Origin of the sequence: Streptacidiphilus sp. BW17 (assembly GCF_041262485.1) — a bacterium.
Lineage (GTDB): Bacteria > Actinomycetota > Actinomycetes > Streptomycetales > Streptomycetaceae > Streptacidiphilus.
The window spans coordinates 37,481-60,997 of the sequence record NZ_JBGCCR010000038.1; the positions used below are offsets into that span (position 1 = coordinate 37,481).

Genomic DNA, 23,517 nt, shown 5'->3' on the forward strand with positions numbered 1-23,517 from the left:
CTGTTCCGGGACGGAGCGGCCGGGAGCCTCCTCGCACAGGCTCGATCCACCCCCGTCCGGTAGGCCACAATGAACCGCGTGTCTCACCTGTTGCTCATCGAGGACGACGATGCGATCCGCACCGGTCTCGAACTCGCGCTGACCCGGCAAGGCCACCGCATCTCGGCCGCCGCGTCCGGCGAGGACGGGCTGCGCCTGTTCAAGGAGCAGCGACCGGACCTGATCGTGCTGGACGTGATGCTGCCCGGCATCGACGGCTTCGAGGTGTGCCGGCGCATCCGTCGCACCGACCAGCTGCCGATCATCCTGCTGACCGCGCGCTCGGACGACATCGACGTGGTCGTCGGCCTGGAGTCGGGCGCGGACGACTACGTCGTCAAGCCGGTCCAGCCGAGGGTGCTGGACGCCCGGATCCGGGCGGTACTGCGGCGTGGCGAGCGGGAGAGCTCGGACTCGGCGGCCTTCGGCGACGTGGTCATCGACCGCAACGCGATGATCGTCACCAAGGCCGGCTCCGAACTCCAGCTGACCCCGACCGAACTGCGGCTGCTGCTGGAGCTCAGCCGTCGTCCCGGCCAGGCGCTCTCGCGCCAGCAGCTGCTGCGACTGGTCTGGGAGCACGACTACCTGGGCGACTCCCGCCTGGTCGACGCCTGCGTCCAGCGGCTGCGCGCCAAGGTCGAGGACGTCCCGTCCGCCCCGACGCTGATCCGCACGGTGCGCGGCGTGGGCTACCGCCTGGACGTTCCCGCGTGACGATGAGCACCAGCGACGAGCACACCCGGCACCCTGAGCCACCTGACCAGTCCGAGCAGACCGGGCGGTCCGGGCATTCCGGGCAGTCCGGGCCCTCCGAGCGCGGCAGCGGCCGTGCCGGGTCCAGAACCGGTACCGGGACCACGACCGGCACCCGCACCGGGACCGGCGACGAGCCGCGTCCCGCGCATCCGCGCGCGAGCTGGCTGGCCCGGCGCCTCCGGCTGACCTCGCTGCGGATACGGATGGTCGCCGTCTTCGCCCTGGTCGCCCTGGCCGCAGCGGTGTCGTCGTCCGGCATCGCGTACTGGCTCAACCGGGACGCCGTGCTCAAGCGCACCCAGGACACCGCGCTGGCGGACTTCCGGGCGTCGCTGGACCGCAACATCACCGCGCTGCCGCTGGACCCGAACTGCGCGCAGCTGCAGTACACCGCCGACGCGGTGGCCGCCACCGGCCTCCGCTACGACGTGCTGCTCACCTCGCCGAGCTGCGCCGTCAGCTCGAACCCGCAGTTCTCCCCGACGACCGTGCCGACCGCGCTGCAGCAGCAGGTCGACACACCCTGCGTGCGGTGCACCACCGCACCGAACCAGTACCACCTGTTCTGGCAGCGGGTCAGCATCGACGGCGTCCCCTACCTGATCGGCGGCACCAGGGTGCTGCCCGACGGACCGACCGCCTACATGTTCAAGTCGCTGGACGACGAGCGCCGCGACATGGACTCGCTGGCCTGGTCGCTCGGCATCGCCACCCTGCTGGCCCTGGTCGGCGCGGCGCTACTGGCGCAGGCGGCCGCGGCGACGGTGCTGCGGCCGGTGGCCCGGCTGGCCGAGGCGGCGCGACAGCTCGGCAGGGGCAATCTGGCCGCCCGCCTCGACGTGACCGGCCAGGACGAGCTGGCGGAGCTCTCGCGCACGTTCAACCACACCGCCGCGGCACTGGAGGAGCAGGTCGCCGACCTCAGCGCCCGCGAGCACGCCAGCCGCCGGTTCGTCGCCGACATGTCGCACGAGCTGCGCACACCGCTGACCGCGATGACGGCCGTCACCGACATCCTGGAGGACGAGGCCGACTCGCTGGACCCCATGATCGAGCCGGCCGTCCGCCTGGTCGTCAGCGAGACGCGGCGGTTGACCGAGCTGGTGGAGAACCTGATGGAGGTCACCCGCTTTGACGCGGGCACCGCGAAGGTGGTCCGCGACGAGGTCGACATCGCCGACCTGATCACCTCCACCATCGACGCCCGCGCCTGGCTGGACGCCGTCGAACTGGACGCGCCGCGCGGCATCATGGTCCCGGTGGACCCGCGCCGGATCGACGTGGTGCTGGCCAACCTGATCGGCAACGCGCTCAAGCACGGCGGTTCGCCGGTCCGGGTGCGGACCCGGGTCGACGAGGTCGCCGACGAGCTGGTCGTCGAGGTCGCCGACGGCGGTCCCGGCATCCCCGAGGACGTGCTGCCGCACGTCTTCGACCGCTTCTTCAAGGCGGACGCCTCGCGCCGCCGCTCCGAGGGCAGCGGCCTCGGACTGTCCATCGCCATGGAGAACGCCCGTATCCACGGCGGCACGATCTCGGCGGCCAACGCGGTCGACGGCGTCGGCGCGGTCTTCACCCTGCGCCTGCCGATGACCCCTCCGCCGACGCAGGAAGGCGACGACGCGAAGTGAAACGACGCCTGGAGCTCCGCGGTAGCACTCGGACGCGACGCACGGGGGCGGCGGTGGTCCTCGGCCTGGTCGCCGCGCTCGCGCTGACCGGCTGCGGCATCCGCAGCACCGCCGTACCGGTCGACGCGGGCCTGCCCGCGTCCCGAACCGCCTGCCCACCGACCCCCGGTGCCTCGAACGGGCCCGAACAACCGGCGGCCCCCAGCTTCCTGGTCCCCGCGTCGGCCAGCCCCTCTGCCTGGCTGGCCCTGATCCCGGGCCTCGATGCCACGGCACCGCCGGGGGAGGCGGCGTCGGCGGCGTCGGCGGCGCAGCAGACGACCGCACCGAGCCCGACGCCGAGCGCGAGCCAGAGCACGGAGTCGCTGGACTCCTGCCTGAGCCTCTCGCCGTCGGCGGACGGCAGTCAGGCACCGTGAAACAGGTAGTCGCACCCCCAGGGGCGCGGAGGGGCAACTGCACCTCGCGCGTGACGGGGGCCACACGGCTGACCGCTGCGCAACCACCCGCGCCACCACCGCGTCCTTGGAGCCGTGGACGTACACCAGGGCGCACGGCGGCTCGGACTCCTGCTGCTGACGGTGCATCTGGGCGTGCTGCTCTGGGTCACCGTCCACACCACGCCGACCCCGTGGGTGGCCGACACCAACCTGACGCCGCTCGCCTCGGTCAAGGTGGAGCTCGCGGCCGGAACCACGCAGGCCTATCTGGAGCTGCTGCGCGGCGTCCTCGCACTCGCGCCGCTCGGCGTGCTCCTGCCGCTCGCCGGTGGACGGCGGGACGCGCCCGCGTTCGGCTCGTTCGCCCGGACCCTGCTGACGGGCATTCTGATCGCCACCGCCATCGAGGTCGTGCAGACCACGCTCGGTCTGAAGATGCCGAACGTCGACGACATCGTGCTGGCCATGCTGGGAATCGCGCTGGCGCACCTGGCCGTGGTCCCGGCCGGACGGGCCTGGCTGCGACGGCGCGCTGCCTCCTCCGGCCTGGGGCTCGGAGGCAGCCCTGAGCACGCCCCCGAGAGCGCCCCTGAGAAAACCCCTGAGGTCAGGTCCCTCCGGAGCACGGGTTCGGGCAGGGTTCGGATCATCGGCGGGGCTGACGCGACGGGGCTTCCCGCACGGGAGGCTTGAGGTATCGAAACGAAGCCCGGGACAACGGGAGAAACACCCGCCCGGGCCCGATCCTCAGGAGTGATCCCATGTCCGCGACCGCCACCCTCGCTCGTCCCCGCGGCGACCGCATGCTCGGCGGCGTCTGCGCGGGAATCGCCCGTCGCTTCGGGCTGAGCCCGCTCACCGTCCGTGTGCTGTTCGTGCTGTCCTGCCTGCTGCCCGGGCCGCAGTTCGTCGTCTACCTGGCCCTGTGGCTGCTGCTCCCCTCCGACTGAACCCCTGAGCCGACGGTGCCAGTGAGCCGACAGGCCCTGAGCCGACGTCGACACGCCTGGCCGGACCGATCCGGTCCAGTCCGGCCCGGCCCGGCCAAGGAGCAACTGTCGGTACGTCAGCTGATGGCCGGGGCCTGGATCGGCAGGCCGTGCAGCGCGCCGAGGGCCTTGCCGACGCCGCCCGTCAACTGGTCGGTGCCCGGCAGGCCGCCGCCCAGGGGCGCGGGCGCCGCCGCGCGCTGCTCCGGCATCGAGCGCGTGGCGATCGGCAGGGAGGACGTCGGCAGCGAGGACGTCGCGCCCTGGACCGTCGGCGCGGTGTTGTTGATCAGGCCCTGGGCCGTCGAGGTCACGCTCGACAGACCGCCGTTGGGAGCGGTCAGCGACGAGGCTCCGCTGGTCAGCGAGCCGAGCTGCGGCGCCGCGCCGCCGACCGGGTCCGCCGCGGCCGGACCGGCGACGGCCGCGACAACCGCGGCGCCGAGCAGGGTCGTGCCCGCTACCTGCAACGTGGCCTTCTTCATGAGCGGTCTCCTCGTGTCCTGTCGTCTGCGTCGTGTGCCGCCGAGCGCCGACAGTCACTCCCGGTGCCCGACTGGCCGCCCAACGTATCCAGCAGGCGCGGCGCACCCCAAATCCCGCATCCCTCGAAAGAGTGAGGAACCAGAGGTGCTCAGGAGAGCCGAGGAGACCTCAGACGAAGAGCCACTCCGCCTTGAGCGCGGCATATCCCGGCTTGATCACCTCGTTGATCATGGCCAGTCGCTCGTCGAAGGGGATGAACGCGCTCTTCATCGCGTTGACGGTGAACCACTGCAGGTCGTCCAGGGTGTAGCCGAAGGCGTCCACCAGGTGCTGGAACTCCTGGCTCATGCTGGTGCCGCTCATCAGCCGGTTGTCCGTGTTGACGGTGACGCGGAAGTGGAGGCGGCGCAGCAGGCCGATCGGGTGGTGGGCGTAGGAGCTGGCCGCGCCGGTCTGCAGGTTGGAGGTGGGGCACATCTCCAGCGGGATCCGCTTGTCGCGGACGTAGGAGGCGAGTCGGCCGAGCTCGACCCGCCCGTCGTCCTTGACGGTGATGTCGTCGATGATGCGGACGCCGTGACCGAGACGGTCGGCGCCGCAGCACTGGATCGCCTCCCAGATGGAGGGCAGACCGAAAGCCTCACCGGCGTGGATGGTGAAGTGGTTGTTCTCGCCCGCCAGGTACTCGAACGCGTCCAGGTGCCGGGTCGGCGGGTGACCGGCCTCGGCGCCGGCGATGTCGAAGCCGACGACGCCGTGGTCGCGGTAGCGGTTGGCCAGCTCGGCGATCTCGCGGGAGCGGGCAGCGTGGCGCATGGCGGTGAGCAGGGTGCCGACCTTGATCCGGCCGCCGTTCTCGCGGGCGCGCTCCTCACCGAGGCGGAAGCCCTCGTTGACGGCCTCGACCACCTCGTCGAGGGTCAGCCCGCGCTCCAGGTGCTGCTCCGGCGCGTACCGCACCTCGGCGTAGACGACGCCGTCGGCCGCCAGGTCCTCGGCGCAGTCGGAGGCGACGCGGATCAGCGCCTCGCGGGTCTGCATCACGGCGCAGGTGTGGGCGAAGGTCTCCAGGTACCGCTCCAGCGAGCCGGAGTCGGCCGCGTCACGGAACCACTGGCCGAGCTTGGCCGGGTCCCGCTCGGGGAGAGCGTCGTATCCGACGGCGTCGGCGAGCTCGATGATCGTCTGCGGGCGCAGGCCACCGTCGAGATGATCGTGCAGGACGACCTTGGGTGCGCGGCGGATCTGCTCAGGCGTGGCAAGAGGGCTGGGGGGCGTCTGGGTCACCATCTGCCGATGGTAGCCCCTACGCGCGTAGATGCAACTCCGAAGTTCACCGCCGCGCACCCCGGAAACGGCGAGGGCGCCCAGGTCAGCCGGCACGACCCGACCCCTGGGCACCCTCCATACAAGTAGCGCTTCCGCTCAGCCGTTCGGGTGATCCTTGAACCAGGTCAGGAAGCCCGGCGCGGGGCTGCCGTTGCCAGTGATGTCGTCGTAGCCGACTGCGGTCTTCAGCGTTGTGTCCGAGTCCATGGTGATCATCTCGGGAAGCTGATTCTGGTCCCAACCCTCCTGAGCCGGCTCATGTCCAAGTGCGGCAGGCACCCCGGCGACGTCGTGGAGCGCAGGCGTTCCGGCCATCTTGTAGAGCGCGGGATCGGCGAAACCGACCGGCACCCCGCCCGCCGCCTGCTGGGCATCCGCCTCGACCCCGGAGAACATCGGGGCGGCCAGGCTGGTGCCGCCGGACTCGTAGGCAACGTACTTGCCGCCGCTCTCGCTGAAGGTTGCACCCGACCCGCTCGAACTGGGATCAACGCTGATCGTGCCGTTTACGGTCTGGCCCATCAAGATGCCCGTGTCCCAGTCCGCGTCCATGCTGACGTCGGGCACCTCCCGGTTCGCAGTGCCGGTGGACACGGTGGTCAGGGAGCTCGGGACGACGCCCTTCTGGTACGGGGGCTCCGGGAAGACGTTGCTGTTGCCGCCGCCGGCACCGCCGATGAAGGTGGTGGGCGCAGCCCAGCTGTTTCCGGAAACGGGCTGGTACCAGTTGCCCCAGCCGGTCTCCCAGGAGTAACTGCCGTTGGCGCCGATGCCGAGGCTCGTTCCGCCGACCCCGGTGACGAACGGGTTGGAGGCCGGGTAGGCGACCGCCGGGGTCGTGGTCTGGTCGGCGCTGCCGGAGGCCTCGGATGCGAACTTCGTGTAGTCCCCGTTATCGGCGCTGGAGAAGTTGAAGCCGATCCCCTCCGCGGCACCCTGCTGGAAGATCTGGGTCTCGGCCTGGTATTCCTCCTGCGGGTTGTCGGCTTCGGGGCCGCCCCAGGAGCAACTGACAATGTTGGCGGTGTGCTTGGCGACGACATCCTCGAGCGCATTGTCGAAGTCGGAGTCGGTGTCCGCGCGCGCTCCGTAGTAGACGATCTTCGCGTCCGGGGCCATGGTGTGGATGGCCTCGATGTCCATCGTCTCCTCACCCGCCCAGTTCTCCACGTCCGAAGGAGTGCTGCTGGGGTCGAAGCCCCCGGCAGGCGACACCTGCGTGAACTGGCCGGGCGCGAACTGGGGCAGGCCCATCTGCTGGTCGTACTGGGCGAGGTCCTGCACGATGGTGGGCGAGGCGAAGGCGTCCACCACTGCAACCGTGACGCCCTTGCCGGTCAGACCGCTCTGTGCCACACCGTAGGCGTGCCGCAGTTGGTCGGGGGTGTAACCGCACATCCGCATCGGCAGTGGCCCACCCGGGCCGGGCGGGGCATCGTTCCAGTGCTTCTGCCCCCAGTAGACACTGCAGTACTGCGAGCTGAAGCCGCTGGCATCAGCGGGCGCGTACTTGCCTGCTGCCGCCGCGACATGCTTGCCCTTCTTCTTGGGAGCAGTCGCCCCGGACTGGGCGACGAAGTCGCTGAAGACCGGCGAGGAGGTGGTCAGACCGGTGACGCTGGCGACGTACTGGCTGACGTCGGACGGGTACTGCGGCTGACCGGTGGGCGCGATGTCCACTCGGCCGTCGTGCTTGAACTTGTCGACCTGGACCTTGAGCGTGGACTCGACCTCACCCAAGGTCGTGGAGACGACGACGGACTGGTCGTCCTGCGAGACGATCGTCATCCCGGCCTGCTGGACCCAGTCCTCGACGGCGGTGCCGGCGTCCGTCGCGTTGGTGAAGTTCGAGGAGAACTGATCTGGAGTCAGATACTTGTGATAGTCCGGTGATCCAGGAGTGGCGACACTCTCGGCGTACTCGGCCAGGCTGTTCGGGTCTTTCTTCGCAAACCAGACCGTGCCCTGGACCTTGGTCTTGGGATCGGCCGCGCCGATGTCGTTCGCCTTTGTGGCCCACGCCGGCGGAGCCCAACTGCTCCCGCCCGCTGACGAGGTGCTGACCGCGTTGCTCTTGCCGACGGCGGCCATGACCGCCGTGCCGCCGCCGACCAGCACGACGAGCACGATGCCCACCGTGATCAGCAGCTTCTTCTTCGAGCGCTTCGGTCCGCCACCGCCCGAGCCTCCGGAGCCACCGACTCCGCCGCCGGGTATGCCCGGCCCGCCACCGAAGGGCGGCTGCCCACCACCGTACGGCGGCTGACCGCCGTAAGCGGGCTGGCCGCCGTAAGCGGGCTGGCCGCCGTATGCGGGCTGCCCGCCGTAGGGCGACTGCGGCGCAGCCGGGCCCTGGTTGTACGGGTTCGGCTGCTGCTGCGACTGCTGCGGAGGCTGCCCCTGCGGCGGGAAGCCGCTCTGGTACGGGTTGTTCGGCTGGGGCGCGTTGCCCCCGGGGCCGCTGCCATAGGGCGGGTAACTCACGGGTGCCTTCTCCTCGAAGCTCAACCGGGAGTCATGACACACCGACAGACGTGCGCGGCCCCCCCGGTCGCCATACGCATTCCTCGCACGCCCGTGCGCATCGTAGCGAGGCGTCATACAGGCCGGTCGCAGCGGTCGCGGCCTGCACACCGAACGATCACATCCGGGGAGCAGGTCAACTGTGCAGCGGCAGATGGTCCTTCTCGGAGAGCACGTAGTCGCGGAAGGCCTCGGCAGGAGGCGGGAGCGGGCGGACCGACGACCAGGCCAGGGCCAGTTCGCGGCGGGCCGCGGCGGAGGTCAGGGCCAGCTCCACCACGTCCGCGCGCGGCACCGACGACGGCGGCAGCACCGCGACGCCGAGGCCCGCGGCCACCAGGCCGCGCAGCGTCTCCGCCTCCTCGCCCTCGAACGAGATGCGTGGCGTGAACCCGGCCTCCGCCCACAGGCTGTCGGTGATCCTGCGCATCCCGTAGCCCGGGACCAGGGTGACGAAGGTGTCCTCGGCGAACTCCTCCAGCCGCACCCGGCGGCGTCCGGCCAGGGGGTGGTCCGCCGGGACGACCAGGCGCAGCCGCTGCTCCCCCATCCGACGCGACGTCAGATCCGGGTCCTCCGGGCGCGGCGAGAGCAGGCACAGGTCCAACTCCCCTTCGCGCAACCGGTCCAGCATCGCCTCGCCGTAGTCCTGCACCAGCTGGAACCGCACCCGGGGGAACTCCGCACGGAAGCCGCGCAGCAGCATCGGCACCGCCTCCGTCCCCATGGTGTGCAGGAAGCCGAAGGCGACCCGGCCGCCCATCGGGTCCGCCTCGGCGCGGGCGGCGTCCACGCCCCGCTCCAGCTCGGCCAACGCCCGTTCCACCGAGGCGAGGAAGACCCGTCCGGCGCGGGTCAGCCGGACCGCGCGTCCCTCGCGGGAGAGCAGCGCGACGCCCAGCTCGGACTCCAGCCGGGCCACGGCCCGGCTCAGCGTCGGCTGGGGCATGCCCAGCTCCGCCGCCGCCCGGGTCACGTGCTCCTGCCGGGCGACCGCCGCGAACTGCGCCAGCAGCGGGGAGAGCAGCGCGGCAGGTGATCTGGGCGACAGCGCGGCCAGTTCCGCTGGGAGGGATGCGGGCTCCAAGCTGCGATGATGCCTCATGGTATGGATACTCGCTCATTGATGTATTGGACGCATCAATGCCCCGGACCTAGTTTCGAAGCATGCCAGCGGAAGCAGCCCCAGCCAGCAGCACCACCCTCCCCGCCCTCCCCGCCCTCCCCAACCTCGACCTTCCCGACGCCGACCTGCGCCATCTGCCCGGCTCCCCCGGACTGCGCCGCACCCAGCTGGCGCTCTTCGGAGCGGGTCTGGCCACCTTCCTGCTGCTCTACTCGACCCAGGCCCTGCTCCCCTCCCTCTCCCAGGGCCTCCACCTGACGCCCGGGCAGGCCAGCTGGACCGTCTCGGCTGCCTCCATCGGGCTCGCGCTCGCGGTGATCCCGATCAGCGCGCTCTCCGAGCGCTTCGGCCGGACGCGGATCATGACCGCCTCCGTCTTCGCCGCGGTGGTGATCGCGCTGGTGCTGCCGTTCACGGACAGCCTGGCGGTGCTGACCACGCTGCGCGGTCTGCAGGGCGTCGCGCTCGCCGGGCTGCCCGCGACGGCGATGGCGTTCCTCGCCGAGGAGGTCCACCCGTCCGCGCTGGCCCCGGCGATGGGCCTCTACGTCGCTGGCAACAGCATCGGCGGGATGAGCGGCCGGCTGCTCTCCGGCGTCGTCGCCGGCGCGTACGGGTGGCGGGCCGGGCTGGCCGCCGTCGCCGTCGCGTCGCTGCTGTGCGCGATCGCGTTCCGGGTGCTGATCCCGAAGGCGCAGTGCTTCCGCCCCGGACCGGTGAACCCCGGCGCACTCTGGCGGACCGTCACCGGACACATCCGCAACCCGCTGCTGTCCCGGCTCTTCGCGCTCGGCCTGCTCTTCATGACCGTCTTCGGCGCGGTCTACACCGTGCTCGGCTTCCGGCTGGTCGCTGCGCCGTTCAACCTGCCGCAGGCCCTGGCGAGCTCTATCTTCGTGGTCTACCTCGTCGGCACGGTCGCCTCGGCCCTGTCGGCCCGGGTGGGCGCCCGGCTGGGCCGACGCGGCGCGCTGTACGTCGCGGCCGGGACGACCTCCGTCGGCCTACTGCTGACCCTGCCCGACTCGCTGGCGCTGACCCTGCTCGGCCTGGTGCTGATCACGGCGGGCTTCTTCACCGGCCACTGCGTCGCCTCGGCGGCGGTCGGCAGGACGGCCACCACCGGACGGGCGCAGGCCTCGGCGCTCTACCTGGCGGCGTACTACCTCGGCAACAGCCTCGGCGGCTCGGTCGGCGCGGACGCGTACCACGCCGCCGGATGGAACGCGACGGTCATGGTGGCACTGGCGGCGATGGTGCTGGCGCTGGGCGTGACGGCGTACGGCTCCGTCTCAGCCGCGCACCTGAGGCGCACACAGGCTGCGGCGCTGGGGTAGGCCCGCCCAAAGCGACGCGGGAACAGGTCCGCCGGGTGGGTGAACTTCCCGGCGGGCCGCTCCCGCCGGGGTACGTCTCCCCGGACCTGTGCGCCGAGCGAAGAGGTCCCCATGCGACTGCCCAGGATCAGCAAGAACGCGTTCACCCCCGAGCGGCTCCGCTGGGCGGCCCTGGGCACGGCCCTGGCCCTCGCCGCCGGCGTCGGGTACTGCGTGCAGGACGCGCTGGCCGCGCCCGGTCCGGCCGGGACCGAGACCAAGCTCGTGCTCTGGGGACGCTGCCACGGTCTCAGCTCCGTCGTCGACCTGGTCGACAACCGGCACCAGCACACCGTCCACACCCTGACCTGCGCCTCGAACGGCACGGCGGCGGAGGCCCACACCCTGACGGCCGTTCACCCGGCCCCGGCCCGGACGCCCATGCTCCCACCGATCCCGATGCACGCGCCGGTCCAACCGCTGGTCTCCCCCGCCCAGCACGGCGAGGGCGTCTTCACCCCGCTCGTCACCGAGCACGGTCGGCCGGTTGTCCAGAGCACGCTGGTCCGGTGGGCCGCGTACGACAGCGGCAACCCGGTCGGCGTCGTCTGGATGAAACAGAAGGCGCTCCGCTTCGACCTCCACCCCGGCGTGGCCGAGCCCGGCGGGACCTGGCCGGTGCCGCCGACGATCACGCCGAACGAGCGCCTCGGCCTGGTGGCCGCCTACAACGGCGGCTTCAAGGTCTCCAACGGCGACGCGCACGGCGGCTTCTACCTCGACGGGCGGACCGTCGGCTATCTACGCGACGGCGCGGCGTCCGAGGTCTTCCACAAGGACGGCTCGCTCACCGTCGGCGTCTGGGGTCGGACCGTCTCCATGGCCCCGGACGTGACCGGCGTCCGCCAGTGCCTGGTCCCGCTGGTGCTGAACGGCCAGGTCACCGACGACGCCCGCTACGGCGGGACCGCCACCTGGGGCCTCGACGACGGCGGCAACCCGGCGGTCGCCCGCTCCGGCGTGGGCGTCGACCGCAACGGCGACATCGTCTACGTCGGCGGGCGGCTGCTGACCGTCCAGGACCTGGCGACGATGCTGCAGCGCGCGGGCGCCGTGACGGCGATGATGCTGGACATCAACCTGAGCTGGCCGTCCTACATCTCCTACGATGCCACCCACGACCCCAAGAACCCGGTCCCCCACAACCTGGTCAACTTCGTCCGCGCGCCCACCCGCTACTACGACTACTCCAGCCGCGACTTCGTCGCCGTCTACGCCCGGCAGTGAGCGGGTACGCGTCGTTACACTCGGTGCATGAGCATGGACGCCGCCACATATGCCCGGCTCCGCGCGATCGCGGATCAGTTGCCTCAGGTACCCGGGATAGGGCGTGTGGAAATCGCCCACGGCGAGATCGTCATGATGATGTCGCCCGTCAAGCGACACGAGTTGGCGGTCCTGAAGCTCGCCCGGCAGCTGAACGAGCAGCTTCCCGACACCCACCCTGGCTTCATCGCTCACGGAGGAGCCGACTTGGAGGACCAGGGCCTGGGTCGGCTTCGACGTCCTGACCTCATGGTCTTCCCCGAGCAAGCACTCGAGGAGGAGGACGCGGCTTTCCATCCCTCCGAAATCCTGCTGGTGGTCGAGGTCGTCTCCAAGTCCAACCCGGAGAACGACTACGAGGAGAAGGTCCGCGACTACGCCGCCATGGGGATCCCGCTCTACCTGATCGTCGACCCCCGCGACGGCACCGGCATCGTGCACTCGCAGCCGAGGTATGCCAGCCGCGAGCACTTCGCCTTCGGCGACACGGTCAAGGTCGGCCCGTGGCGGCTGGACACGAGCGTCCTGCTGACCTACGGGCCGTGACCTGACCTGCCGGACGCGCTCTCAGGCGATCCGGTCGAGGATGATCGGGGTCGGGCGGAAGTCCGTGCCCTCCGGCGCGACGGTGACCGCGCCGTCGACGTCCAACGCCTCCAGGGCGTAGGCGAAGCGGTCCGGGGTGTCGGTGTGGAGGGTCAGCAGCGGCTGGCCCGCGGTGACCTTGTCGCCCGGCTTGGCGTGGATCTCGACGCCCGCGCCCGCCTGCACCGGGTCCTCCTTGCGCGCACGACCGGCACCCAGCCGCCAGGCGGCGACGCCGACGGCGTAGGCGTCCAGGCCGGTGAGCAGGCCGGTGGCGGGCGCGGTGACGACGTGCTGCTCGCGGGCGACCGGCAGCGTCGCGTCCGGGTCGCCGCCCTGAGCGGCGATCATGCGACGCCAGTGGTCCATCGCGGAGCCGTCCTTGAGGGCGGTCTCGGGGTCCTTGTATGTACCGGTCTTGCCACTCACGCCCGCGGCGGCCAGCATCTCGCGGGCCAGCGCCAGCGTCAGCTCGACCACGTCCGCCGGGCCGCCGCCCGCCAGCACCTCGACCGACTCGCGCACCTCCAGCGCGTTGCCCGCCGTGAGGCCGAGCGGCGTGCTCATGTCGGTCAGCAGCGCGACGGTGTTGACGCCCGCCTCCTTGCCGAGGCCGACCATGGTGCGGGCCAGCTCCTGGGCGTCGGCCAGGTTCTTCATGAACGCGCCCGAGCCCACCTTCACGTCCAGGACCAGCGCGCCGGTGCCCTCGGCGATCTTCTTCGACATGATCGAGGAGGCGATCAGCGGGATCGCCTCGACCGTGCCGGTGACGTCGCGCAGCGCGTAGAGCTTCTTGTCCGCCGGGGCGAGGCCGTCACCCGCCGCGCAGATCACCGCGCCGGTCTCGCGCAGCACGTGCATCATCTCGTCGTTGGACAGGAGCGCCTTCCAGCCGGGGATCGACTCCAGCTTGTCCAGCGTGCCGCCGGTGTGGCCGAGCCCGCGGCCGGAGAGCTGCGGCACGGCCGCGCCGCAGGCCGCGACGAGCGGGGCGAGCGGCAGGGTGATCTTGTCCCCGACGCCGCCGGTGGAGTGCTTGTCCGTGGTCGGCAGCGGCAGCGCGGAGAAGTCCATCCGGACGCCGGAGCGGATCATCGCCTCGGTCCAGCGGGAGATCTCGCGCATGTTCATGCCGTTGAGCAGGATCGCCATCGCCAGCGCGGACATCTGCTCGTCGGCGACCTCGCCGCGGGTGTAGGCGTCGATCACCCAGTCGATCTGAGCATCGGTCAGCTCGGCGCGGTCGCGCTTCGCGCGGATGACGGAGATGGCGTCCACGGTGGCTCCTGAGGTGCGGGGATGACCCGGGGGGATGACGCGGCAACTCTACGCGCGTAACCAAGGCTTGCACCAGGCGCGAAGTCGCAACACGGGCTGATTCCGCCCAGACCCCACGATCCCGCAGGTCACGGACGTGCACCACCCGTGCGCGGCTGCCGCCGTCGTTACTCCCCCGCCGTTACTCGTCCGCCGTTAGTCCTCTGCCGTTCGACGGGCCTGTTGCGCCTCGCGGTTGAGCGCCCAGGCGTCGGCCACCGGCCCCAGACGGCCGAGCTTGTCGGGGTTGACCACCGAGCGGATCGCCTGGATCCGGCCCGTTGCGCAACAGTTCCCCACGCCCCTGGCAGAGTGCAACTACCTCAGAGTCGTTCCGGTCCGAACGCGTCGGGCAGCAGCTCGGCCAGCGGCCGGATCCCCGAGACGGACTCGACGATCAGCTCCGCTCCCCCGTGCTCCCACAGCAGTTGCCTGCACCTGCCGCACGGCATCAACGGCTTGCCGTCGCGGTCACAGCAGGTGAACGCGATCAGCCGCCCGCCGCCGGTGGCGTGGAGCGCGGAGACGAGGCCGCACTCCGCGCACAGGCCGAGGCCGTAGCTCGCGTTCTCGACGTTGCAGCCGCTGACGATCCGGCCGTCGGAGACCAACGCCGCCGCGCCGACCGGGAAGTGGGAGTACGGCGCGTACGCGCGTCCCATCGCCTCCCGGGCGGCCGTGCGCAGCTCGTCCCAGTCGATGACCAGGTCCGCCTTCGTCTCCGCCATCGCGAATCCCTCAGCCCTTGATGTACGGCTTGCCGGACGCCGCCGGCGGACGCGAGAGACCGCCGAGCGCCGCGACGACGAAGATGGTCACCAGGTACGGCGCCATCGCCAGGAACGCGCCCGGGATCGGTGTGCTCAGCGAGGAGAGCGCCAGCTGGATCTCCGTGGCGAAGCCGAACAGCACCGCCGCGCCCAGCGCGCCGATCGGCGACCAGCGGCCGACGATCAGCGCCGCGATGGCGATGTAGCCCTTGCCGTCGCTCATGTCCTTGCCGAACTGGCTGGCCAGACCCAGCGTCAGCCAGACACCGCCGAGACCGGACAGCAGACCCGCCGTGATGACGTTGCGGTAGCGCAGCCCGATGACCTTGATGCCGACGGTGTCGGCGGCCGTCGGGTGCTCGCCGACCGCGCGGGTGCGCAGACCCCAGCGGGTGCGGAAGACCAGGAACCAGATCACCGGCACCAGCACGTAGGCCGCATAGAACAGGATGTTCTCGTCGAACAGCGAGCCGATGATCGGGATGGACGACAGCCCAGGGATCGAGATGTTGTTGAAGCCCAGCCCCTTGTTGTACTCGCCGCCGTTGCTCGACATCAGCCGGTCGTAGAGGAAGCCGGTGACGCCGGAGGCAAGGAGGTTGAGCACGACGCCGAGGACGACCTGCTCGATCAGGTAGCGGTTGGCGAAGACGGCCAGCAGCGCGCACATCAGCGCGCCGCCGAGGCAGCCGGCGACCGCACCGGCCCAGACCGAGCCGGTCGTGGACGCGGTCAGCACCGACGCGAACGCGCCGAAGAGGAACTGGCCCTCGACCGCGATGTTGACGACGCCGGAGCGCTCGCACAGCAGCGCGCTGAGCGAACCGAGCACCAGCGGCACCGCGGCGAGCGCGGTCTGCTGGATGATCGACGGAACGTTCAGGCCGACGGACGACCCGGCCGCGGCCCACACCAGGAAGGCCACCACGTAGGCCGCGAAGTAGACGCCGGCCAGCCAGAGCTGGACCTTCTTCGACACCGGCGCGAACGCCCGGACCAGGCCGCAGACGACGGCCAGCGACATCAGCGCCAGCGCGACCGGCTGGGCCGGGGCCGAGATGGGGCTGAGGCTGCCGGTGCCGGGGACGAGCTCCAGACCGAACAGCGTGTGCACGCCGTTCGAGGTACGCGAGCCGAAGCCGAAGCCCCACAGGCCGAGCGCGCCGATCACGGCCATGGCGATGCCACTGACCAGCTTGGACCGCTTGGCTGCCGCGTCGGCCAGCGAGAGCATGTCGCCGCCCGTGCTGTTGTTCCCGGTAGCGGTGGATGCCGTGCTCATGCCTCGCCTCCGGCAACGTTGGTGGTGTCGGTCGTGTGGAACGGGTCGGGGGCGGGCGCGTTCTCGTCGCCCTTGCCGCCGGTGTCGATCTTGTGGGCCCGAAGCCGGAAGATCTCCTGCACCAGCTGCGGCGCGGCGACGAAGATGACGATCAGGGCCTGCATGACGGTGATGATCTCGATCGAGACCTGCGCCTGGGTCTGCATCAGCGCACCACCGGCCTGCAGCGCGCCGAAGAGCAGCGACGCCCAGACGACGCCCCACGGCTTGGTGCGGCCCAGCAGCGCCACGGTGATCGCGGTGAAGCCGAGACCCGCGTCGATGTTGGGGCTGAGCGAGTTGTTGTTCGGGTTGGCCAGACCGAGGGTCTGGGTCACGCCGATCAGGCCCATCAGCCCACCGGAGATCAGCATCGAGGCGATCTGGACCCGGTTGACGTTGATGCCGGCGGTGCGCGCCGCGCTCGGGCGCAGACCGACCGCACGGACCTCGAAGCCCAGCTTGCTGCGCTTGAAGAACCACGCCACACCGAAGGTCGCGGCCAGCGCGAAGAGCAGGCCGATGTCGGTGAAGAGCGAGTCGCCGAACAGGTGCGGCAGCACCGCGCTGGGGCTGGCCGGCTTGGAGATCGCCTGGCCCGCCGCCGACGGGTTGTGGAACACCGAGGTGTTCAGCAGCCAACTGCCCAGGAAGAAGAAGGCGACGTAGTTGAGCATGATCGTGACGATCACCTCGTGCGCGCCGCGGTAGGCCTTGAGCCAGCCGACCAGCCCGCCGTAGAGCATGCCGCCGACGATGCCCGCGAGGACCGCGACGATCATGTGCAGCAGACCCGGCAGATCGGTCCAGGAGAAACCGACGTAGGAGGCGAAGATCGCGCCGATGATCAGCTGGCCCTGGCCGCCGATGTTGAACATCCCGGCCCGGAACGCCACCGAGATCGCCAGACCGCCGAAGATCAGCGGCGTCGCGTACTCGAGGGTGTTCGAGATCGGGCCGAAGAACTGGGACGGCGTGCCGGAGACCGTCGCCGGGTCGAAGATCGCACCCTTGAACAGCGAGGTGTAGGCGCTGGAGATGTCGTTCCAGGCGGAGGAGAGGAAGTCCCCGGGGGCGGCGAAGAAGTAGCCGAGCTTGTTCATGGTGTCGGTGTTGGACACCACGATCAGGATCGCGCCGACGACCAGGGCCAGCACGATGGCCAAGATGGTGACGGTCGTGGAGTTCTCCGCGGTGAAGACGTTGCGGATCACCGTGCCCCAGTCGCGGGACGGCTTCGGCGCGGTCGGCGTCGCTCCGTTCGGCTGCGCGGAGGCGGCGGCCTTGGCGGCATCGGCCTTGGCGGCGTCGGCCTCGTTCTTCTCAGGTTCGGGCGTGCTCACGAGTCCGCCTCCTCCGTGTTCGTCGGTGCGGCGTCCGCCGCGCTGTCATTGCTCCCCGTCCCGGTGTCGGCCGCCTCGCCCGTGGCCGCCTCGCCCGTGGCCGTCTCGGCCTGCGGCGCCTGGCCGTTGGTGATACCCGCCATCAGCAGACCGATCTCCTCGCGGGAGGTGGTCGGCGGGACCGTGGCGACGATCTTGCCCCGGTACATCACCGCGATCTTGTCCGCCAGCGCCAGCACCTCGTCCAGCTCGGTGGAGACCACCACGACCGGCCGTCCCTGGTCGCGCTCGGCGACGATGCGCTTGTGGATGAACTCCATCGCGCCGACGTCGACGCCACGGGTCGGCTGCGAGGCCACCAGCAGCCGCAGCGGACGCGACAACTCGCGTGCCACCACGACCTTCTGCGCGTTTCCGCCGGAGAGCTTGCCCGCCGGGTGCTGCGCCACGGCCGGGCGGATGTCGAACTCCTGGATCCGGTGCGTCGCGTTCTTCTCGATCTCGCCCAGGTTGATCGAGAGCCCGCGCCCGAACGGGGCCGACTTGTAGAGGTCGAGGACCAGGTTCTCAGCGATGGTGAACTCGCCGACGACGCCGTCGTGGCCACGGTCCTCGGGGATGAACCCGACACCCGCGTCCAGCACCTGACGCGGCGTCCGGCCGTTGAGCTGCTTGCCGTCCAGCGAGATGGAACCGGCGGCGGCCGGGACCAGGCCGAGGATCGCCTCGGCCAGCTCGGACTGGCCGTTGCCCTGGACCCCGGCGATGCCCAGGATCTCGCCGTCGTGGACGGTGAAGGAGATGTCGTCGACGGCGGCCTGGCCGTTGGCGTCCAGCACCGTCAGGTTCTCGACCTGGAAGGACGGAGCACCCGGCTTGCTCAGCTCCTTGTCGACGACCAGCTGCACGCTGCGGCCGACCATCATCGAGGCCAGCTCCTGCTCGCTGGAGCTGGGCGAGGCCTGGCCGACGACCGCACCGCGCCGGATCACGGTGATCCGGTCGGCGATCGCCTTGACCTCCTTGAGCTTGTGGGTGATGAAGACGATCGACTTGCCCGCCTCGCGCAGCGAGTTCATGACGACGAAGAGGTCGTCGATCTCCTGCGGGGTGAGCACGGCGGTCGGCTCGTCGAGGATCAGCGTCTGGGCGTTGCGCACCAGCGCCTTGACGATCTCGACACGCTGCTGGACGCCGACCGGCAGGTCCTCGACCAGCGCGTCGGGGTTGACCGGGAGGCCGTAGCGCTCGGAGACCTCCCGCACGTCCTTGCGGGCACGGCGGCGGTCGAGCAGCCCCAGCGGGCCGCGGCTGGCGCCGAGTTCGACCTCGTCGCCGAGCACGACGTTCTCGGCGACGGTGAACACCGGGACCAGCATGAAGTGCTGGTGCACCATGCCGATGCCGTTGGCGATGGCGTCGCGCGGACCGCTGATGGTCTTCGGGACGTCGTCGACGAGGATCTCGCCCTCGTCGGGCTGAAGGAGTCCGTAGAGGACGTTCATCAGCGTGGACTTGCCGGCACCGTTCTCACCGAGCAGACAGTGGACCTCACCTGGCTCGACCGTCAGGTCGATGTGGTCGTTGGCGACCAGCGAACCGAATCGCTTGGTGATGCCGCGAAGTTCCAGACGCACTTGTTACACACTCCTCACGCCGGGCATCAGAGTCGATCGGCGGAAGCTATCGAGGACTTGACGGACGCGCCAGGCCCGAGCAGGCGGGCCCACACGCCAGTAGGCGGGCGCGTGTACCAGGCACGCGCCCGCTCAGACCGTGGCGGAATCAGCCGGTCGGCTGGTTCTTCGACTTGACCTTGATGGTGCCATTGATGATGTCCTGCTTGACCGTGGCGATCTCGGCGGTCAGGGACGCGGGCACCTTCGACGCGAAGTCGTGGTACGGGGCCAGGCCGGTGCCGTTGTTGGCCAGCGTGCCGATGTACGGCGTCGCGGAGAACTGGCCGCTGGCGGACTCCTGCACCGCGGTGCTCACGGCGGAGGCGATGCCCTTGGTCACCGAGGTCATGATGACCGGGGCGTACTGGGCGTTGGAGTAGAAGCCGTCGTCGTCGACCCAGATGGCGTTCAGCTTGCCGCCGGAGGCCTGGGCCTGGGCCAGCGCGCCGATGCCGGTGCCGCCGGCGACCGGGAAGATGATGTCGGCGCCCTCGGAGGCGAAGGTCGCGGCGATCTGCTTGCCGCCGGCCTGGTCGGTGAAGGACTGGGTCGGGTCGAAGGTGCCCGACTGCGTGGTCTCGTCCCAGCCGAGGACCTGGACGTGGGTGCCGTGCTTCTGGTTGTAGTACTGGACGCCCTCCCAGAAACCGTCCATGTAGACGGTGACGGTCGGGTAGTTGGCGCCGCCGAAGGTGGCGACCTTGCCGGTCTTGGTCATGCCGGCCGCGAAGTAGCCGCCGAGGAAGGCGCCCTGCGCGGTGTTGAACTCCAGGCCCTTGACCTGCGGCGCGGTCGAGGTGTTGTCGACGATCGCGTAGTGCTGGCTCGGGTTGGTCTTGGCGGACTTGACCGTGGCGTCGTTCATGGCGAAGCCGACCGTGACGATCAGCTTGCACTGGGCGGAGACGAAGCCGGCGATGTTGCTGGCGTAGTCGTTCTCCGTCGCCGAGGTGGCGTTCTGAACGGTGATGTTCGAGTTGGCCTTGGCGGCATCCTGCATGCCGGCCCACGACTCCTGGTTGAACGAGTGGTCGTCCAGGCCGCCGGTGTCGGTGACCATACAGGCCTTGTAGCTCCCGCCAGCGTTCGCGGAAGAGGTGGAGCCCGAGGTGGAGACGGGCTTGGAACCACACGCCGATGCGGTCAGTGCGACAAGAGCCGCGATCGCCGCCAGCCGAACGGGCTTGTTCATCAATTCCTCCAGATAGGAGCCGACATCGCAGAGCCCGGGGGCAGGGAGCGGCATTGCTCGTTCACCGCAGCGTCCCTGGCAACCGGGAGCATGGGTCTCCTTGGTCGACGCGCACCTGGTCGGCGCGGATTGGATGCGACGTTAACGCGCGTAGAACACGTTTGTGTCACGGCTGCATCGCCGTTATCAGATCGTCGCATTTCTGCCATCCGGGCACAGCTGAACAGGCCGATCCAACTGGATGAATCTGCTCCGATGTCGCTCGAACGGAGCAACACCGGAGCACGTACGGAGCAACTACAGAGCAGGTGACGCGCGTCTGACCGGAGCTCAGCTCAGCGCCAGTGACGCGAACAGCTCGGTGCCGACACCGATGGCGCGCTCGTCCGCGTCGAAGGTGCCCTGGTGGAGATCGCGGGTGCCCTGCTCGTCGGGCGAGCGGACGCCGAGGCGGGCCAGCGCGCCCGGCACCTGCTGGAGGTACCAGGAGAAGTCCTCGCCGCCGAGGCTCTGCTCGGTGCCCTCGATGCTCTCCTTGCCGAAACGCGCGGCCATGACGGACTCGATCATGGCGATCGACTCCTCCTCGTTCACCACCGGCGGGACGCCGCGGTGGTAGTCGAGGACCCACTTCGCCCGGTGGGTCTCCGCGATCTGCCCGACCAGCTCGTCGATCGCACCCGGCGCCTCGCGCCAACCGGCCAGCTCCAGGCAGCGGACGGTGCCCTCCAGCTCCGCGTGCTGCGGAATGACGTTGGCGGCCGAGCCGGAGGCGATCCGACCCCAGACCAGGCTGACGCCCCAGCGCACGTCCATCCGCCGGGCCAGCGCGGCCGGCAGCTCCGCGGCCGTCCGGGCGACCGCGGTGACCAGATCCGTGGTGAGGTGCGGACGCGCGGTGTGACCGCCGGGCCCGTCCAGGCTGACGACCAGCCGGTCGCAGGCCGAGGTGATCGCGCCGACCTTCAGGCCGACCTTGCCGACCTCGACCTTGGGGTCGCAGTGCACGGCGAAGATGCGCTCCAGCCCCTCCGCCCCGCCGCACTTGACGACGTCCAGGGCACCGCCCGGCATGACCTCCTCGGCCGGCTGGAAGATCAGCCGCACCGGCCTCGCGAGCGCGCCACTGCGCGCGGCCTCGGCGAGGAGGATGCCGGTGCCGAGCACGATACTGGTGTGCAGGTCGTGACCACAGGCGTGGGCCCGCCCGGCAACCGTCGAACGGTAGGGCACGCTCGCGGGCTTGGCGTCGTCGATCGGCAGCGCGTCGATGTCGGCGCGGAAACCGAGAATGCCGCGGTCAGCGGGGACACCCTCGGGCACGATGTCGCAGAGCAGACCCGTACCGCCCGGAAGCACGCGCGGCGCGAGACCGGCCTGCTCCAGCCGCTCCTTGATCAGCGCCGTGGTCCGGAACTCGTGGCGACCCAACTCGGGGTGCATGTGCAGGTCGCGCCGGAAGGCGATCAGCTCGGGTTGCAGGGCCTGCACGCGGGACCGCAGCTCAGTGGACTCGTTCACCCCCACAAGGCTACGGCCCTGGGACAGTTGTGGCAGGGGATCACCGAAATTCATACCGCCGGACGAGAAAGTTGTCGCCCGCTCGGCGCATGGTTCTGCCCGAACCGGGTAGGAATCCTCGCTCACGCGCGCCTCCGCACTACTTCGTTGAAGAGATCAACGAGCAAGCCGCGCGAGAGGCACGAGAGTCAGTTGCAGTGACCCCAGGGTCGCGGGGCCCTGCTGGTGCACCTGCTCAGAAGCTGTCCACGGGGATGTACGTCCCCCAGACGTCCCGCAGCGCGTCGCAGGTCTCGCCGACAGTTGCCCGCGCGGCCAGCGCCTCCTTCATCGGGTACAGCACGTTCTCCCCCTCCGACCCCGCCGCGCGGCGCAGCGCGGAGAGCGCGTGGTCGACGGCCGCGCTGTCGCGGTCCGCGCGGAGCTTGGCCAGGCGCTCTGCCTGCCGCGCCTCGATCGCCGGGTCGACGCGGAGCGGCTCGTAGGGCTCCTCCTCGTCCAGCTGGAAGCGGTTGACGCCGACCACGGTCCGCTCGCCCGCGTCCGTCTCCAGGGCGATCCGGTACGCGCTGCGCTCGATCTCGTTCTTCTGGTAGCCGCGCTCGATACCGGCGACCGCGCCGCCCATCTCCTCGACCTTGGCCATCAGCTCCAGCGCCGCCGTCTCGACCTCGTCGGTCAGCTGCTCGACCACGTAGGAGCCCGCGAACGGGTCGACGGTCGCGGTCACGTCGCTCTCGTACGCCAGCACCTGCTGCGTGCGCAGCGCCAGGCGCGCGGACTTCTCCGTCGGCAGCGCGATGGCCTCGTCGAAGCTGTTGGTGTGCAGCGACTGCGTGCCGCCCAGCACCGCCGCCAGCGCCTGGATCGAGACGCGGACCAGGTTGACCTCGGGCTGTTGGGCCGTCAGCTGCACGCCCGCGGTCTGGGTGTGGAAGCGCAGCATCATCGACTTGGGGTTCTTGGCGTGGAACTCCTCCTTCATGACGCGCGCCCAGATCCGGCGGGCGGCACGGAACTTGGCCACCTCCTCCAGCAGGGTGGTGCGTGAGACGAAGAAGAAGGAGAGCCGCGGCGCGAAGTCGTCCACGTCCATGCCGGCCGCGATCGCGGTGCGGACGTACTCGATGCCGTCGGCCAGCGTGAAGGCGATCTCCTGCGCGGGTGTGGCCCCGGCCTCGGCCATGTGGTAGCCGGAGATGGAGATGGTGTTCCAGCGCGGGATCTCCGCACGGCAGTACTGGAAGACGTCCGCGATCAGACGCAGTGACGGCTTCGGCGGGAAGATGTACGTCCCGCGCGCGATGTACTCCTTCAGCACGTCGTTCTGGACGGTCCCGGTCAGCCTCCCCGACGGGACGCCCTGGGACTCGCCCACGAGTTGGTAGAGGAGCAGCAGCAGTGAAGCGGGCGCGTTGATGGTCATCGACGTGGAGACCTCGCCCAGCGGGATGCCGTCGAAGAGGACGCCCATGTCCTCGACGCTGTCGACGGCCACGCCGACCTTGCCGACCTCGCCGTGGGCGACGGTGGCGTCCGAGTCGTAGCCCATCTGCGTCGGCAGGTCGAAGGCGACCGACAGGCCCGTGGTGCCGTTGGCGATCAGTTGCTTGTAGCGGGCGTTGGACTCGGCGGCGGTGCCGAAGCCGGCGTACTGCCGCATGGTCCACGGCTTGCCCGTGTACATGGTCGGATAGACCCCGCGGGTGAACGGGTACTGTCCGGGCTCGCCCAGCTCGGTGACGGGATCCCAGCCCGTGAGGGCGGCCGGCCCGTAGACGGGTTCGATGGGCAGTCCGGACTCGGACAGGCGGGCCATGAG

Annotated in this window: 20 protein-coding genes and 1 pseudogene; 8 read left to right on the top strand and 13 right to left on the bottom strand. The window is 70.3% G+C overall.

All coding sequences use genetic code 11. The annotated features are described in order from the left end of the window. Positions 1 to 78 precede the first annotated feature (78 nt). The 5 genes from ABH940_RS31890 to ABH940_RS31910 all read left to right on the top strand — a co-directional run bounded on the left by ABH940_RS31890 (position 79) and on the right by ABH940_RS31910 (position 3,819). Complete coding sequence (locus ABH940_RS31890; protein ID WP_370070922.1) at positions 79 to 756, top strand: response regulator; 678 nt, start codon at positions 79 to 81, stop codon at positions 754 to 756. A gap of 245 nt (positions 757 to 1,001) precedes the next feature. Beyond that, a complete protein-coding gene (locus tag ABH940_RS31895) occupies positions 1,002 to 2,429 on the top strand; it encodes a sensor histidine kinase (RefSeq protein ID WP_370071055.1) in 1,428 nt (475 codons plus the stop codon). Beyond that, entirely contained in the window at positions 2,426 to 2,848 is a 423-nt protein-coding gene (locus tag ABH940_RS31900; RefSeq protein WP_370070924.1) for a hypothetical protein, read from the top strand. Before ABH940_RS31895 ends, ABH940_RS31900 begins: the two co-directional genes overlap by 4 nt. Positions 2,849 to 2,962: 114 nt before the next feature. Then, entirely contained in the window at positions 2,963 to 3,562 is a 600-nt protein-coding gene (locus tag ABH940_RS31905; RefSeq protein ID WP_370070926.1) for a VanZ family protein, read from the top strand. A gap of 68 nt (positions 3,563 to 3,630) precedes the next feature. Beyond that, positions 3,631 to 3,819 carry a PspC domain-containing protein gene (locus tag ABH940_RS31910; RefSeq protein ID WP_370070928.1) on the top strand — a complete coding sequence of 63 codons (189 nt, stop codon included), beginning with the start codon at positions 3,631 to 3,633 and terminating at the stop codon, positions 3,817 to 3,819. Between the two features lie 116 nt (positions 3,820 to 3,935). On the opposite strand, the gene ABH940_RS31915 is transcribed toward ABH940_RS31910, so the two are convergent. The 4 genes from ABH940_RS31915 to ABH940_RS31930 form a co-directional block, all read right to left on the bottom strand. Beyond that, complete coding sequence (locus ABH940_RS31915) at positions 3,936 to 4,343, bottom strand: hypothetical protein (RefSeq protein ID WP_370070930.1); 408 nt, start codon at positions 4,341 to 4,343, stop codon at positions 3,936 to 3,938. A gap of 169 nt (positions 4,344 to 4,512) precedes the next feature. Next, complete coding sequence (locus ABH940_RS31920) at positions 4,513 to 5,634, bottom strand: adenosine deaminase (protein WP_370106867.1); 1,122 nt, start codon at positions 5,632 to 5,634, stop codon at positions 4,513 to 4,515. Positions 5,635 to 5,769: 135 nt separating this feature from the next. Then, positions 5,770 to 8,157 (bottom strand): protease pro-enzyme activation domain-containing protein, encoded by a 2,388-nt coding sequence (locus ABH940_RS31925; protein ID WP_370106868.1) that lies wholly within the window; start codon positions 8,155 to 8,157, stop codon positions 5,770 to 5,772. A gap of 175 nt (positions 8,158 to 8,332) precedes the next feature. Continuing rightward, complete coding sequence (locus ABH940_RS31930) at positions 8,333 to 9,301, bottom strand: LysR family transcriptional regulator (RefSeq protein ID WP_370070936.1); 969 nt, start codon at positions 9,299 to 9,301, stop codon at positions 8,333 to 8,335. Positions 9,302 to 9,363: 62 nt separating this feature from the next. On the opposite strand from ABH940_RS31930, the gene ABH940_RS31935 reads away from it, so the two are divergent. The 3 genes from ABH940_RS31935 (at position 9,364) to ABH940_RS31945 (ending at position 12,510) form a co-directional block, all read left to right on the top strand. Further along, positions 9,364 to 10,659: an MFS transporter gene (locus ABH940_RS31935; protein ID WP_370106869.1), complete on the top strand. Its 1,296-nt coding sequence runs from the start codon at positions 9,364 to 9,366 to the stop codon at positions 10,657 to 10,659. Between the two features lie 111 nt (positions 10,660 to 10,770). After that, on the top strand, positions 10,771 to 11,925 hold the full coding sequence (locus ABH940_RS31940; protein ID WP_370070940.1) for a phosphodiester glycosidase family protein: 1,155 nt from the start codon (positions 10,771 to 10,773) through the stop codon (positions 11,923 to 11,925). Positions 11,926 to 11,952: 27 nt separating this feature from the next. Beyond that, positions 11,953 to 12,510 carry a Uma2 family endonuclease gene (locus tag ABH940_RS31945; protein WP_370070942.1) on the top strand — a complete coding sequence of 186 codons (558 nt, stop codon included), beginning with the start codon at positions 11,953 to 11,955 and terminating at the stop codon, positions 12,508 to 12,510. A 21-nt stretch (positions 12,511 to 12,531) separates the two neighbouring features. Here the strand turns inward: ABH940_RS31945 and ABH940_RS31950 are convergent, their stop codons facing one another. The 9 genes and pseudogenes from ABH940_RS31950 to ABH940_RS31990 all read right to left on the bottom strand — a co-directional run bounded on the left by ABH940_RS31950 (position 12,532) and on the right by ABH940_RS31990 (position 23,514). Next, positions 12,532 to 13,830 (bottom strand): thymidine phosphorylase, encoded by a 1,299-nt coding sequence (locus tag ABH940_RS31950; RefSeq protein WP_370070944.1) that lies wholly within the window; start codon positions 13,828 to 13,830, stop codon positions 12,532 to 12,534. Between the two features lie 195 nt (positions 13,831 to 14,025). Further along, positions 14,026 to 14,148 (bottom strand): annotated as a pseudogene (locus ABH940_RS31955) (RNA polymerase subunit sigma-24); the annotation flags it as partial. Positions 14,149 to 14,192: 44 nt separating this feature from the next. Next, positions 14,193 to 14,597, bottom strand: a complete 405-nt coding sequence (locus ABH940_RS31960; protein ID WP_370070946.1) for a cytidine deaminase — start codon at positions 14,595 to 14,597, stop codon at positions 14,193 to 14,195. Positions 14,598 to 14,607: 10 nt separating this feature from the next. Then, positions 14,608 to 15,921: an ABC transporter permease gene (locus tag ABH940_RS31965; RefSeq protein WP_370070948.1), complete on the bottom strand. Its 1,314-nt coding sequence runs from the start codon at positions 15,919 to 15,921 to the stop codon at positions 14,608 to 14,610. Continuing rightward, positions 15,918 to 17,303, bottom strand: a complete 1,386-nt coding sequence (locus ABH940_RS31970; protein WP_370106870.1) for an ABC transporter permease — start codon at positions 17,301 to 17,303, stop codon at positions 15,918 to 15,920. Before ABH940_RS31970 ends, ABH940_RS31965 begins: the two co-directional genes overlap by 4 nt. Further along, a complete protein-coding gene (locus tag ABH940_RS31975) occupies positions 17,300 to 18,940 on the bottom strand; it encodes an ABC transporter ATP-binding protein (protein ID WP_370070952.1) in 1,641 nt (546 codons plus the stop codon). The genes ABH940_RS31970 and ABH940_RS31975 overlap by 4 nt, the downstream gene beginning before the upstream one ends. 148 nt (positions 18,941 to 19,088) lie before the next feature. Continuing rightward, a complete protein-coding gene (locus ABH940_RS31980) occupies positions 19,089 to 20,174 on the bottom strand; it encodes a BMP family protein (protein WP_370070954.1) in 1,086 nt (361 codons plus the stop codon). A 330-nt stretch (positions 20,175 to 20,504) separates the two neighbouring features. Next, complete coding sequence (locus ABH940_RS31985) at positions 20,505 to 21,749, bottom strand: amidohydrolase (protein ID WP_370106871.1); 1,245 nt, start codon at positions 21,747 to 21,749, stop codon at positions 20,505 to 20,507. A 181-nt stretch (positions 21,750 to 21,930) separates the two neighbouring features. Further along, positions 21,931 to 23,514, bottom strand: a complete 1,584-nt coding sequence (locus ABH940_RS31990; RefSeq protein ID WP_370070958.1) for a methylmalonyl-CoA mutase — start codon at positions 23,512 to 23,514, stop codon at positions 21,931 to 21,933. Positions 23,515 to 23,517 lie beyond the last annotated feature (3 nt).